Raw genomic sequence first — 13,368 nt, 5'->3', positions numbered from 1 at the left:
AAATCATGTCGTAATATTAAATAGTGTTGTCGCAATATTATACTGTATTCTCTTGGAATCATGTGATAGATTAATGGCAGGATGTCTTAATATTAAACATAGAGGTGAGCTGAATCATGATTAGAATCGGCAAAATTAGTTATTGGCATGTACACGCATGGGATTACACCAAACAAGCCCAAGAACATCCAGAGGCAGAAATTGTAGCGGTATGGGATGAGAATCCAGAACGGGGTAAGGAAGCAGCGGAGAAACAAGGGGTTACCTTCCACGCATCTTTAGATGAAATGCTGCAGCGTGATGATATCGATGCGGTGATCGTAGATGCGCCTACTTCGATGCACCGAGAGGTCATGATTGCAGCTGCGCAAGCCGGAAAGCATATTTTCACCGAGAAAGTCATTGCTGCTACGTTACAAGAAGTTACGGACATTATCCGTGCCGTAGATCAGAACAATGTGAAGCTGACCGTCTCCCTTCCACGATTAAATGATGGCTACACATTAGCTATTCGCAATATATTGGATCAAGGCTTATTAGGTAAAATAACACTCGTTCGTGTGCGTCTATCCCATAATGGAGCGACAGCGGGGTGGCTGCCGGAGCATTTCTACAGCTTGGAAGAGTGCCGCGGCGGCGCGCTTATTGACCTTGGATGCCATCCGATGTACTTGACACGTCTCTTCTTAGGCGAAGAACCTGTCGAAGTCAATGCGCAGTTCGGGTATGTAACAGGCAAAGAAGTTGAAGACAATGCGGTTGCCATGCTGTCAACGGCGTCTGGCGCCGTGGGCATTGTAGAAGCAGGCTTCGTGAACAACTTCTCGCCGTTTACGGTCGAAGTTCATGGCACGGACGGAACGATTCTATTCGGCACACCTGACAATAAGATGCTTCTTCGTACATCGCAAGAAGAGAAGTATTCCACGGAATGGGTCGAGGTGCCACTGCCAGATAACCGTGAGAGTGCCTTCCATCAATGGATTAGCCATATTGAACAAGATACATCGGCAGATGAGAATATTGCACTTGCCATTGAATTGACGAAGCTCATGGAAGCGGCGAATACGTCGGCCCGTGAACATCGCGCGGTTCGATTGGATGAATTGCAATCCTAATACCGTTGTATTGGGAAGCGTGAAGGAACGAGGTAATCATGAACGGTTTTCCCTATGAAGTCATGCTGGATAAGCAAGATGCATTAGAGCGTCTGGATTTGCGCGTCTATTGGGGGAATTATGAAATTCGGGTGCTTCGTTGTCATCTTACTTCTTTTCCCCCGGGCAAAGTCGTATCCTTCCATAAGCATGCTGAATTTGAGTTTCATTTTATTCCCCGTGGGAAAGGTATGGTGATTCTGATCGATGAGCCGTATCACCTGCGTGAGGGAATGTTCTATTTAACCGGACCGAATGTGGTTCATTACCAAGAAGCAGATCCCGTAGAGTCGATGGAGGAATTGTGTTTACACATCGATATTATTGATCTGGGTGCAACAGAGGAAGAACAAGAGGGACACCGCCCGTATGCGGACCCTTGGGAGATCGCGGAAGCACAGGATTGCATCGAGAAGCTCAAGAGCCTTCCGTTGAAGCCGACGATGGATGTCCATCGGGCGATGCCCTGCTTCTTAGAGGCATATCAAGCTTCTCAGCAAAAATATATCGGGTTATATACGACCATTAAGCAGACGATTGTTCAAATTCTGCTGCGCGCAGTTCGATCGTATGAGTCGAATCCGATGGAAACGGATCTGCCTTCGAGGGATATGAAGGCATATCGTTATCAGCTGGCACTTGAGTATATCCATGCCAATTCCAGCAGCGAGGTCGTACTGGACGATGTGGCAGATAAGCTGCGCATTAGTTCCAGACAACTGCAGCGTATTTTGAAAGAACAAGGAGAAGGTCGTTCCTTTAGCGAGATTCTAGAAGACGTACGTCTGGAAGCGGTGTGCCGCAGACTCGTAGAGACAAAATGGCCGATCGATAAAATTGCCATCCAAGAGGGCTTCTCGAACGGAAGCTACCTACACACGGTGTTTCGGAAGCGTTATGGCTTTACACCTTCGGAATATCGAAGAACGAATGTTAAATCTTAGGAGGATAACAAACGGATGGGAAGAATGTTTCGGATCGGTATCATTGGAAGCGGCGGCATTGCTGGAGAGCATGCACGGGCTTATAAAAACATCGAGGATGTTCAAATTGTAGGGGTTGCGGATATTCTGCCCGGCAGAGCCGATCAATTCATTGAACGCTGGGGGCTAAAGGATGCGGTTGGATTTGATGATCACCGCCGCCTTCTGGAATTGGATTTAGACGGCGTGAGTATCTGCACCCCGAATGTAGCGCATTATCAGACAACGGTTGATGCACTGCGTGCCGGTAAACATGTCATGTTAGAGAAACCGATGTCCGTTACCTTAGAGGAAGCAGCGGAGATGGTGCGGGCGTCCAAAGAAACGGGCAACATGCTGAATGTAGGCTTTCAACCTCGATACGACCCGAATATGGGCATGATTAAAGACTTGGTTCAATCCGGACAACTCGGCAAAGTCTACTATGTGGAGACAGGCGGCGGGCGACGCCGCGGCATGCCGGGAGGAACCTTTATCCGTCAGGACATCGCAGGGGCCGGCGCGATGGCAGATATCGGCTGCTATTCGTTAGATCTTGCACTTAATACATTGGGTTATCCAAAGCCGCTTACCGTATCGGCGTACACATCCAATTATTTCGGTACAAACCCGAAATACCACGGGGAGTCGAGTAAATTCGATGTGGAGGACTTCGGTGTCGCAATCATTCGTTTTGAAGGGGATTTGGTATTGAACTTCAAGACCTCTTGGGCGATGCATATGGATACATTGGGGGCAACGATGTTCCTCGGAACAGACGCAGGGCTCAAAGTGACACCGGCAGGTACAGGTCCATGGAGTGGGGTATGGGATGGTCGTGTTGGCTCCATTTCCATGTTCCATGATATTCAGGGGCACCATACGGAGAGCTCTATCCCACTGGTTCACCATCAGCTAAATGTCTTTGAAGAGAAGATTAAAGATTTTGTACGCGCCCTTCGCGAAGGGACGACAGCTCCGATTCCAGGCGAACAGATTCTGCGCAATCAAGCCATACTTGATGGAATTTTACGTTCATCGTTAACCAAACGTGAAGTCGAAATCCAAGTGGATTAATATCGAAGGACTGACAAAAAGCGATCTGCCGTGAAGGCGATCGCTTTTTGTTCTTCGTTAACCACGTCAGAAAGTATAGCTCGAAATACTCCGATAGGAGTTTTTCTCATCGCCCAGGAAGAATTCGCTTCACGGCATCTACCGCTTCATCGATCGTCTGAGCTTGGATGAAGTGGGATTCCTTCTCGTATTGACTCATCGCATGCTCATATCTAGGATCATAGTAGTGCTCCAGCAGCAGCCTTACTGCACGATCGTAATGTCCGATGAGTAAATTTGCTTCAATCTCCTTGGCAATCGGGGTATGAATCCGAGTTTTAATACGTTTGAAGGCGTGAAGGATCTCGCCTTTATGTGCTGCGGGCTGGTAATCTTCTAAGATATGACGAACTCGTTCTTCGATGGGGAGTTCTATGAAAATTTGAGTACCAGCTTCTTTCTTCTCGACCATAAAGCGAGGAAGGACGGCCTTGCCAATTCGTTTGCTCTCGCCTTCCATGACGATGAATGGCGCGTCCTGCAACTTCAATAGTTGCTCGAGTAGTAAAGCTTCAAAGGTCTTCTGATTGTTCGTTCGTTGTCCGACGTGACCGAAGATGGAGCCTCGGTGGTCTGCCATGTACTCCAGATCCAGTATAGGATACCCTTCGGATTGCAGACGTCGCAATATTGCCGTCTTGCCGGTACCTGTATGCCCGTTCAAGATCATCGCAGGAGGTTTGAAGTCAATCGACTCAAGCGTATGGACGACCCATTGCCGATAGGAACGAATCCCGCCGGCGAGTCGGTAGGCATGAATATCCATTAAGGAGAGTACGGTAGCCGTGGTTCGGCTGCGCATGCCTCCTCGCCAGCAGAAGACCGCCTTCGGACCCGAAATGAGCGAAAATGCCTTAATAAATGCGGGAAGCTTCGCAGAGACAATTTCTAATCCGCGTTCTTTCGCTGCTTCCACACTCACCTGCTTATAGGTTGTTCCAATCTCCGCGCGCTCCTCGTCATCGAAGATCGGGATATTCAAGCTTCCCGGAATCGTTCCGTCGAGATACTCGGAAGGTGAACGTACATCAATGATGGTGAGATCTTTGGTATTTTTGCGAGCCAGTAATTCTTCGATGGTTATATCTTGAAACACGGTATTCGACCCCTTTACAGTACGACGATTCGACCTGGTTCATTCGCAGTTGCCTCACCAATGATGCTGGCTTCGACACCGGCAGATATCAGCTTCGTTAGGAGATCGTCCGCTTGTTCCCCGGCCACAGAGATCAGTAATCCGCCTGATGTTACCGCATCACATAAAATCCATTGGCCGATTTGGTCCAATTCGGCAGGGAACGTAATTGACTCAGACACGTGGGCAAAGTTATTCTTGGTTCCGCCCGGAACAAATCCGTTCTCAGCAAGCTCTCGTACACGCGGCAATACAGGTACTTGATCCGCATAGACGCGCAATCCCACGTTGCTGCCTTTGGCCATTTCAAGTGAATGTCCCATTAATCCAAAGCCGGTCACATCCGTGCAAGCATGCACATCGTAAGGCTCCATGGTCTCAGCTGCCGTTTTGTTCAAAGTAGCCATAACTTCCGTAACGCGCAGAATTTCAGCTTCACTCAATTGCTCCTTCTTAATGGATGTCGTGAGGATGCCGACACCGATTGGTTTTGTTAGAATAAGCTTATCCCCTGGTTGTGCACCTGCATTGGTGCGTATTTTATCGGGATGTACAAGCCCTGTCACAGCAAGTCCGAATTTCGGCTCTTTGTCGTCAATGGAATGTCCGCCAACAAGGGTAACCCCGGCTTCGGCCATTTTATCTCCGGCACCGCGCAAAATATCGCCGAGGATTTGTTTGTCGAGCGTATGAATCGGAAAGGCTACAATATTAAGCGCCGTTAAGGGTTTACCGCCCATGGCATAGATGTCGCTGATCGCATTGGCTGCAGCGATTTGACCGAATGCATAAGGATCATCTACAATCGGCGTGAAGAAGTCTACGGTCTGCACCATCGCGATGTCGTCTGTTAGTTTATAGACACCGGCATCGTCGCTCGTATGGATGCCGACAAGAAGATTAGGGTTAGGTAGGGTTGGCGGGAGAGTCCGAATGACTTGCGAAAGATCTGCGGGACCAATTTTGCAGCCGCAGCCGCCTTTGGATGAGTATGAGGTAAGTTTAATGTTATTTGTTGTAGACATATCCGTGTTCCCCTTTCAAATTTGTTCGATCACGATAAGACAAGCTATTCTTCCATGATAACCGATTTGGCCTTTTAATATCTAATCTATCGATAAAATATCGTTATCTTTTTTTACGAAAAAGGAGGGATTTCCATGTGCGGACGTTATACCGTTACGATGACTTATGAGGAATTAGTCGTCCGATATTTTATTGAAGAAACGAATAGCCCTTTCTATCAACCACGCTACAATGTGGCTCCGATGCAGGTCGTGCCGGCAATTATTAACGATGGAAGCCGCAATCGTCTTGGACCGCTGCGTTGGGGGTTGGTACCGAACTGGGCGAAGGATCAGAGCATGGCAGGACGTATGATTAATGCCAAATCCGAAACGCTCCTGGAGAAACCCTCATTCCGAAATCTGGTCTATCGCAAGCGATGCATCATTCCTGCGGATTCGTTCTATGAGTGGAAGAGTTTCGGTGGCAAGACGAAGCAGCCGATGCGGTTCCTGATGGAAGACGAGCGAATTTTCAGTATGGCAGGCTTATATGATAGCTGGGTGAATCCCGACGATGGCGAGAAGGTCAGTACGTTCACGATCATTACGACAACGCCGAATGACCTCGTATCGGATGTCCATGACCGGATGCCTGTAATCTTGAAGCAAGAGGATGAAGCGGTCTGGCTGGATCGTCAGAATACGGATGCAGGCTTGCTGTTATCGCTGTTGAAGCCCTATCCAGAACAAGAGATGAAACGCTATCCCGTATCGAACATCGTAGGGCAAGTGAAGAATGATACCGCAGATTGTATTGCCAAGGTAGAACCATTGCAGGTATGATCAAGACAAAGACTTGTCCGGAAGGAGGATGCGGTCATTGGAAAAAGAAAAACCCCTATCTCGGATGGCTAAATTTGGTCGCCAATATCAGACCTCGAAGGGGATACGGCAGGATGAAGGCGCAACACCTGCAGATTCAATCAACCTTCGCCACACGATGATGATTGGGCTAATTGTCACGGCTTTAATTTATATGTTTAACTTTGCGAGTGAATTAGAACGGAATATCTTTGAAGAACATCTGATGGATTGGAATGTATCATGGAATATCGCTGTGTATGTAATCAAAGGCGTAGTGTGTTCGATGATGATTCCGATCGCGTTATATCTCCTCCATGTTATGCTCTATTTCATCCAAGATACCCGATACGCCCTGACCCAAGTGAAAGAGTCCTATCATCAGGTATTACGATATGGTGTGTTATGTGTTCTATTAGGGTTCATCATGCCTATGGTGATTGTATATCTTTTACATCCCAATGAAGGATCTATCGTAAGTTATGGGATTCTATTATTGGTGCTGTTGTTCATCATTACTGCCTATTATGTGATTGTTCCCAAAGTATCCACACATCCCCATCCTGTCAAAGGCATGTGGATATACATTGTGAGTATGCTCATATTCATCCTGGGTTTCTCGTTATATCCTTCGACCTGGAACCAGTGGTTTCCATCGATTACGGTTGCCAAACATGAATTCTATGCCTCGCAAGATCATGTTGCTATGGTGGGATTTACTGGGAAGGTGGAAGAAGCTTATCTTGTGCGATCACCATATACCAAGGAGCAGGGAGTTAAGAATGGCATTCGCTTACGAGAATTGGATGGACAGGGACCCTATCATCAATTTCTGATTGATTTCACAGATCCGCGGATCACAGCCGCTTCCTATGATATTGTAATATCGTATCAGGATACAGGCCTATCCACCTTGTTCGGGGATACAAAGGAACGTCCGCTGAAGACCATGACCCAACGGATTTCATACCTGTTTGATGGCAGTGAAACATCGAAAGAGGCGTATGTTGGGAAATATATTGCTTTGTTCAAAAGAGTAGGGACACCATCCGGCATGACCACGGAGGTGTGGGGCCAGACGTTGACGAGGTTAGCGAATACGCTAAGGTATAGTCATTACGATGGCTGGAATCCCAATGTACAGTCCCAATACATGAACTTGAAGAAGATATTACCAGCCTCCGCACAAGATATTCTCGCGGCGATGATGTCTGATCCCGTTCTTAGTCCAATCAAATCATAACATGGATGAAAGCTAGGTGAGGCGATCAGATCGCATTTATCTAGCTTTTTACTTGATATAACTTCAACAGCGACGCTGCTTGTTCAATAACGTTCGTACGAAGCTCCTGCGGCTCAAGCACAACGGCATGCGGGCCATAACTGAGAAGGTAGGAACAAGCCGATTCAAGGGTATCGAACTGAATACGCAGGATCATCCATTCTGGATCTTGTTCATCTGCCATTCGTGACAGTATGCTCGCATATCTTGCATGCTGCAGTGTGTTTAATATGGAAACGTGAATACGTAACAGCGCTTCATAACGGGGAAGGCTCTCTTTAAATTGCTTCATCGATTGCTCCCAATAGGACTGGAGTTGAAATGAATCTGGACGGATGAAGGATTGCCCTGTTCGTTCCAGATGTTGAATGCGAGAGATTCGGTAGGTGCGGTATTGAAGGTTGTGGCGAGCGACGACATACCAGACGCTTCCTTTGGCAACAAGACCTAAGGGCTCAATGATTCGTTCGCCTTGATCTGACGACACCCCTGAAGAAGGATAATGAATTCTTAATTGATGCGCTTCCCAGACTGCATCTTGAATGATCGGAAGCCAATCATTGCTCTCGTGGGTTGCATGCCAGCTTACGCCATCAATATGAATGCGTTCCCTGACAATCTCTGCGTCAGAACGTATGGCAGCAGGTACGGAAGCCAGCAATTTCGTCCATGCGTTTTCATAGTCTTTATGTAATCCCAGATCGGATAAGACTTGCGAAGGGTGTGCGAGCAGCAGCGATTGGAGCTCATCTTTATGCAATCCTGTCAGGTTGGTTCGATAACCTTCTGCTAGTCGCCATCCTCCTGTGTTTCCCCGCTCTGCATAAACAGGTACGCCAGCCACACTTAGAGCCTCCATATCTCGATGAATCGTCCGTTCGGACACTTCCAGTTGTTCTGCTAACGCCGAGGTTGTCATTTTTCCATAACTTTGAAGCGATAATAAAATGGAGAGTAATCGATCGCCGCGCATGCCAAGGCACTCCCTTTTCGAAAATTTACTGTGATATATGACAGTAGTTGTCATGATTCTAATGATACACTACATTTATTAAAAGAAGTAAGGTGGTTGGAACATGACAAATTCTGTACGTTCGTTAGAAGGTAAAATTGCTGTTGTAGCAGGAGGAACACGCGGTGCAGGGCGCGGTATCGCCGTTGCGCTTGGCGCAGCGGGAGCAACCGTATATGTTACAGGTCGGAGTGTGCGAGGGCAGGCCTCGGATATGAATCGCAAGGAGACGATTGAAGATACTGTGGACATCATTCATACGAACGGTGGCGTGGGGATCCCGGTTCGTGTGGATCATACGGTCGAGTCCGAGGTGCGGGAACTGTTCGAGCGGATTCGGCAAGAGCAGCAGGGACGATTGGATATTCTAGTGAATGATGTATGGGGCGGGGATCCGCTGTGTGAATGGACGAAGCCGTTCTGGGAACATTCGCTGTCGAATGGATGGCTGATGCAGGAACGTGCGGTACATTCGCATATCATAACCAGTTATTATGCTGCTCCCTTGATGATTGCCAATCGGACAGGACTTATTATTGAAATTACAGATGGCGTCGATTATAGCTATCGGGGTCAGCTCTATTACAATCTGGCGAAGACTTCGGTCATTCATCTGGCCAAAGGCATGGCAGAAGATCTGAGAACACACGGCGTGACAGCGGTTGCCCTAACTCCTGGATTCCTGCGTTCGGAAGCAATGCTTGATCACTTTGGGGTGAGTGAGGCGAATTGGCAGGACGCAGCGAAGATCGATCCCCACTTTATTGCCTCGGAAACGCCATATTATATCGGTCAAGCTGTGGTTGCCTTAGCGAGTGATCCACAAGTAAGTGAGAAGACCGGTGGAGCCTTTAGTACGTGGGGATTATCCGATGAGTACGGGTTTAAGGACGCCGATGATTCCCAGCCGCACTGGGGACGTTATTTCGCGGAGCATTTCCCGAGTTGACGAGGAAAGGCCTGTCTAGAAAGGGCAGGCCTTTGATGTGATTAAGACAATTCACGAACATAAGGTATTTAGTTTTCCACAATATAGCAACTTTTCTGGCTAGCCTAGCGTCAAAGATACAGTTAGAAGTGAAGGGGTCGAGAAAGGTGAATCATGCTATGAAATGGAAATTATCAGTGGTAACGGCACTCAGCGCCATCATCCTGATGACAAGTGTGCCAGCTTATGCCGCGGTCGAGCCGCAATCCACGAAGGAGACGGTGGGACAGGTACAATCCAAGATCGATTTTCAATCCGTCCGCTATGTGAATCCGTTAAACGGCAGTGTTTACTACAATGTTGGCGGACAACAAGGGGAAGAATATTGGAGAACGATCGTAGAACGGACGAAGGATGGAAAGCTGCTGCGGTGGGAAGATGGGTTTAGCGGTATTTATGGCGGTGAGCGAACAGCTCCCTCCGTGAGTGTCGAATACACGAGACGTATTGATGAAAGTAACATGCAGATGTCTTACCTGGATGTAAAGAACGAGACCGTCCATGAAGGTGCGAATTACAACTACTCGCCAGACGGGACTTGGTCCTATGTGAGTCAAATCAGTTTTACTCCAACGTATACGAAACTGAACAGTTATTGGTTCAAAAACACGGCAACCGGAGACATCGAAGAACGGTTCTCCAGCCCCGCCTACATTCACGCGGAATGGCTGCCGGACAGCCGATTATTAATGAGCCGATATAGTGAGAAATCACAACAGAACGAAATTGTGATGTATACCCCTGCGACGAACAAATTTGAATTTCTGATGTATGGGACCTTAACTGGATACAGTTCAAGTCATCATGCCATGTTGTATGTCAACAATGAACCGTCGCGGCAGGAGAAGGTGTATGATTTCCGTACCAAGAAATCCCGTCTGCTAACGGACGCGAAAGAGCGGGATTCATTCTCATTCTATAATCAGATGTGGAAAGAGTACGATAAGCTGCCGAAGCTGGACCCACAGTTAGATGTCATGAAGCTGCCTGTGAAGTCCATTGATCTGGTCAGCGATCATCTGCATACCGTGCAAATCGATGGCAAGAAAGTGGATGTACCGTACTTGTTGAAGAAGGAGGGTACGCTCTGGATTCCGGTGATGCAGCTTGCGGACGCGCTCCACTGGACGATTCAAGGAAAGGATTTGAGAGCTGGCAAATACCGTTATGGTATCAAGACAGATACGCATCGTGTAGAGCTTGCTCCGTCAAACAGCCAGATTATCGATGGGCACTTATTTATGACGCGAGGGCATTTGAAATCTTTGGGGTATGGTGACGTGACGATTTCTTCGAAACGCTAATGATGCGAAAAAACAAAAGCGAACCCAACGTCTGATGTTGTGGTTCGCTTTTTACGTGCTTATGAAAATTGGATGTGCCTTAACGAGCAATTTCGGTTTTTTCTGCTTTTGTTAATCCCTTAAAGACCAGTTCATAGGAATGGTCAATGAGCATCCGTATCTCCTCGTCCGTTAAATCCCCATGCAATTGCACGGTGTTCCAGTGTTTTTTGTTCAGATGATATCCGGGTTGAATTTCAGCATATTGCTCCCGTAGGGAGGCGGCGCGCATGGGATCGCACTTCAAGCTAATGTTCGATGCAGGCACGTCCGAAGGCATCAAAGCGAACATTTTGGTACCGACTTTGAATACCTGAACCTCGACACCGAACGGATAAGTCAAGCTTGTCCCCGGCTTCGTAAGGCAGTAATCTACCCATTTTTGCATCGTACATCAACCTCTCCGTCTACCTTTTTGAATTTAGCATAGTGATTTTCAATGCAGAAATCAATAGCGATCACATAGGCTCAGATATAGCAGCCTCTGCTTGGATGGGTTCCACGCGACAACTGCGTTTGTAGAACACACCCAAGAAGGAAAACGCGATGAAGAAGGCGCCGAGCAGCCAGAACATTGATGAAATTGAAATATGCTGCATGCCTAGACCCGCGAGGTTCGGAGCAACGATACTTCCGATACTGAAGATAAACGTCGCTACGACGTTCGCTGAAGGCAAATATGCTCTCGGCAATACGTCAGCGGCAAAGGCCAAACCTAAGGAATAGAATGAACCCAGCATGCCTCCAGCGACCATGAATAAGACGAGTATTGCCCATGCATTGGCACCGAACACGGGAAGAACGAGAAAAGCGATTCCGCCCAATAGGCCTGCGCCCATAAGTACTTTTTTACGTCCAATACGGTCACTTAACATGCCAAGCGGCAATTGAAGAATCAATCCGCCAATCCCAAAGAACGGCAGCAAGAACGAAATCCATTCTTGATCCAGTCCGATACGCAGTGCATAAATCGGGAAGCTGCTGTTCATCGAGGCTTCGGTATATCCATACAAGAATGCAGGGAGCAATGCGAACCATGCCCATTGGAACGAGCGAAGATATCGTTTCTCTAAGGCCGGGCCGTCGTTCTTCGCACCCATAACCTGGTAGTTCGGCAAGATGAAGACGACAGCTGCCAACACGACTAAGCATAACAATGCAATGGCAACGAACGGAGCCCATTCGCCGAAATGGAGCAGATTCATGCCTAACGGTCCGATACTAAACCCAATCCCATAGCTCATGCCATAGAAGGATAAGGTGCGACCGCGGTTCTGTTCCGTACTTGTCGTCATTACCCAGAGCTGCGAAGCATAGTGAAGCGCGCTGTCCCCGACTCCGACTAAGAAACGAAGAGCGAACCAGACCCAAATCCCTTTAAATACGGGAAAAAGCAGCAGCACGCAAGTGATGAGTGTTAATGCGTACACCAGCAATCTTTTGAAGCCAAGTCGCTTAAGTAACTTTTCGATGAAAAATAATGTAGAAAAAATCCCGATGTAGAGCATCGTAGCATTCAGGCCGTTTAAATCGGACGATACGCCCTGATGTTCCAGCATGACGGTGAGCAGCGGCAAAAGCAAGCCCTGGCTGGCACCGGCGACGATGATTACACTGATGAGAATGAAATAATGCAGTCGTGCGGACTGCATGGTGGTAGATTTACTTTCCATGATGTCCTCCTCTAGTTGTAAATACACAACCTTTCTAGTATAGAGAAATCATATAGAAATCACAACTGGAGGGTGGAGGGATTACTCTTGAGGTACACCAAAATATAACAATAGGGACAACGAAACGCCAAGCTGGGTGGCGTTTCGTTGTCCCTATTGCTGATTAGACATTACATATTATTCAAGAACCGGCGACTTAAGGATTCCTGTTTGAATTGTTCTTGCTGTTCAGGGGTTAAAGTTTCCTTGCCAGTAAGATGATTGAATACTTGCTTCATGCCGATCGGAGGAGCATCATCCTTCTCTTTAGAAACGTCGCGAAAAATACTCGAGTCCTTGAATGCAAGCGCAATTCCTTTTGCGAAATTTTTTGCAGTAATATCTTGATCCGGTTGTTCGGTCATCATATTACGCCTCCTTCATTGGAACACGTCTTTGATAAGATGTTATGTCTTATCCTACGATCCATAATAAAAGAAGTTTCAATACGTTCAGAAGAACACATTGATAACGATGGTGAAGAGGATATAACCTACAATCGATGTCACAATGTACGTGAGTCCCGCTTTTTTCCGCTCTTGGAAAAGCCGGAGTACGCCGAGACTAAGCAGCGGACAAATGATCAGTAAGAATACAGCGATCGTAATGAATAAAGACGGGCTAATCGAGCTGATATCGACAATAGTCATCGGAATGACAACCTCCGTATATGTAAATTTCTGATGGACTCAGTTGTGACAAGCATCACAGTAGTATTATATAGAATTCAACCAAGTTTTACCTTAAAATATAGAAGTAAAATACGACGAAATTAAGAATTTTCTATTTGCTA

At 47.3% G+C, this 13,368-nt stretch carries 14 protein-coding genes; 7 read left to right on the top strand and 7 right to left on the bottom strand.

Annotated elements, in window-relative coordinates; genetic code table 11:
* Positions 1-116: 116 nt before the first annotated feature.
* From BVG16_RS25970 to BVG16_RS25960, 3 genes are read left to right on the top strand one after another with little or no spacing between them, the layout of a single operon-like run.
* Complete coding sequence (locus tag BVG16_RS25970; protein ID WP_078502116.1) at positions 117-1,118, top strand: Gfo/Idh/MocA family protein; 1,002 nt, start codon at positions 117-119, stop codon at positions 1,116-1,118.
* Between the two features lie 35 nt (positions 1,119-1,153).
* Positions 1,154-2,101, top strand: coding sequence for a helix-turn-helix transcriptional regulator (locus BVG16_RS25965; RefSeq protein WP_078502115.1), 948 nt, complete (start codon positions 1,154-1,156; stop codon positions 2,099-2,101).
* Positions 2,102-2,116: 15 nt separating this feature from the next.
* A complete protein-coding gene (locus BVG16_RS25960; RefSeq protein WP_078502114.1) occupies positions 2,117-3,196 on the top strand; it encodes a Gfo/Idh/MocA family protein in 1,080 nt (359 codons plus the stop codon).
* A gap of 106 nt (positions 3,197-3,302) precedes the next feature.
* Here the strand turns inward: BVG16_RS25960 and mnmH are convergent, their stop codons facing one another.
* Together mnmH and selD are read right to left on the bottom strand one after the other, a co-directional pair.
* Positions 3,303-4,331: a tRNA 2-selenouridine(34) synthase MnmH gene (mnmH, locus tag BVG16_RS25955; protein WP_078502113.1), complete on the bottom strand. Its 1,029-nt coding sequence runs from the start codon at positions 4,329-4,331 to the stop codon at positions 3,303-3,305.
* Between the two features lie 14 nt (positions 4,332-4,345).
* Positions 4,346-5,395, bottom strand: coding sequence for a selenide, water dikinase SelD (gene selD, locus BVG16_RS25950; RefSeq protein ID WP_078502112.1), 1,050 nt, complete (start codon positions 5,393-5,395; stop codon positions 4,346-4,348).
* 135 nt (positions 5,396-5,530) lie between these two features.
* Here selD and BVG16_RS25945 point away from each other — a divergent pair, with 135 nt between their 5' ends.
* Positions 5,531-6,220 (top strand): SOS response-associated peptidase, encoded by a 690-nt coding sequence (locus BVG16_RS25945; protein ID WP_078502111.1) that lies wholly within the window; start codon positions 5,531-5,533, stop codon positions 6,218-6,220.
* Between the two features lie 37 nt (positions 6,221-6,257).
* Positions 6,258-7,481, top strand: coding sequence for a hypothetical protein (locus BVG16_RS25940; protein WP_078502110.1), 1,224 nt, complete (start codon positions 6,258-6,260; stop codon positions 7,479-7,481).
* Between the two features lie 40 nt (positions 7,482-7,521).
* Here BVG16_RS25940 and BVG16_RS25935 read toward each other — a convergent pair whose 3' ends face one another.
* Positions 7,522-8,493, bottom strand: coding sequence for a helix-turn-helix transcriptional regulator (locus tag BVG16_RS25935; RefSeq protein ID WP_078502109.1), 972 nt, complete (start codon positions 8,491-8,493; stop codon positions 7,522-7,524).
* A 103-nt stretch (positions 8,494-8,596) separates the two neighbouring features.
* On the opposite strand from BVG16_RS25935, the gene BVG16_RS25930 reads away from it, so the two are divergent.
* Positions 8,597-9,481: an SDR family oxidoreductase gene (locus BVG16_RS25930; protein WP_078502108.1), complete on the top strand. Its 885-nt coding sequence runs from the start codon at positions 8,597-8,599 to the stop codon at positions 9,479-9,481.
* A 158-nt stretch (positions 9,482-9,639) separates the two neighbouring features.
* On the top strand, positions 9,640-10,824 hold the full coding sequence (locus BVG16_RS25925) for a hypothetical protein (RefSeq protein WP_078502107.1): 1,185 nt from the start codon (positions 9,640-9,642) through the stop codon (positions 10,822-10,824).
* 79 nt (positions 10,825-10,903) lie between these two features.
* Here BVG16_RS25925 and BVG16_RS25920 read toward each other — a convergent pair whose 3' ends face one another.
* The 4 genes from BVG16_RS25920 to BVG16_RS25905 form a co-directional block, all read right to left on the bottom strand.
* The gene (locus tag BVG16_RS25920; RefSeq protein WP_078502106.1) at positions 10,904-11,251 is read right to left on the bottom strand and encodes an MmcQ/YjbR family DNA-binding protein; all 348 of its coding nucleotides are present in this window, start codon (positions 11,249-11,251) and stop codon (positions 10,904-10,906) included.
* A gap of 70 nt (positions 11,252-11,321) precedes the next feature.
* Positions 11,322-12,536 (bottom strand): MFS transporter, encoded by a 1,215-nt coding sequence (locus tag BVG16_RS25915; RefSeq protein WP_198957539.1) that lies wholly within the window; start codon positions 12,534-12,536, stop codon positions 11,322-11,324.
* A gap of 170 nt (positions 12,537-12,706) precedes the next feature.
* Positions 12,707-12,943, bottom strand: a complete 237-nt coding sequence (locus tag BVG16_RS25910) for a hypothetical protein (protein WP_078502105.1) — start codon at positions 12,941-12,943, stop codon at positions 12,707-12,709.
* Between the two features lie 84 nt (positions 12,944-13,027).
* On the bottom strand, positions 13,028-13,225 hold the full coding sequence (locus BVG16_RS25905) for a hypothetical protein (protein ID WP_078502104.1): 198 nt from the start codon (positions 13,223-13,225) through the stop codon (positions 13,028-13,030).
* Between the last annotated feature and the right edge of the window lie 143 nt (positions 13,226-13,368).

The sequence above is a fragment of the Paenibacillus selenitireducens genome, assembly GCF_002021565.1.
In the GTDB taxonomy this organism is placed as follows: domain Bacteria; phylum Bacillota; class Bacilli; order Paenibacillales; family Paenibacillaceae; genus Paenibacillus_K; species Paenibacillus_K selenitireducens.
Note: the sequence above shows the minus strand (reverse complement) of the source record. Positions and strands in the feature narration are given on the sequence as shown.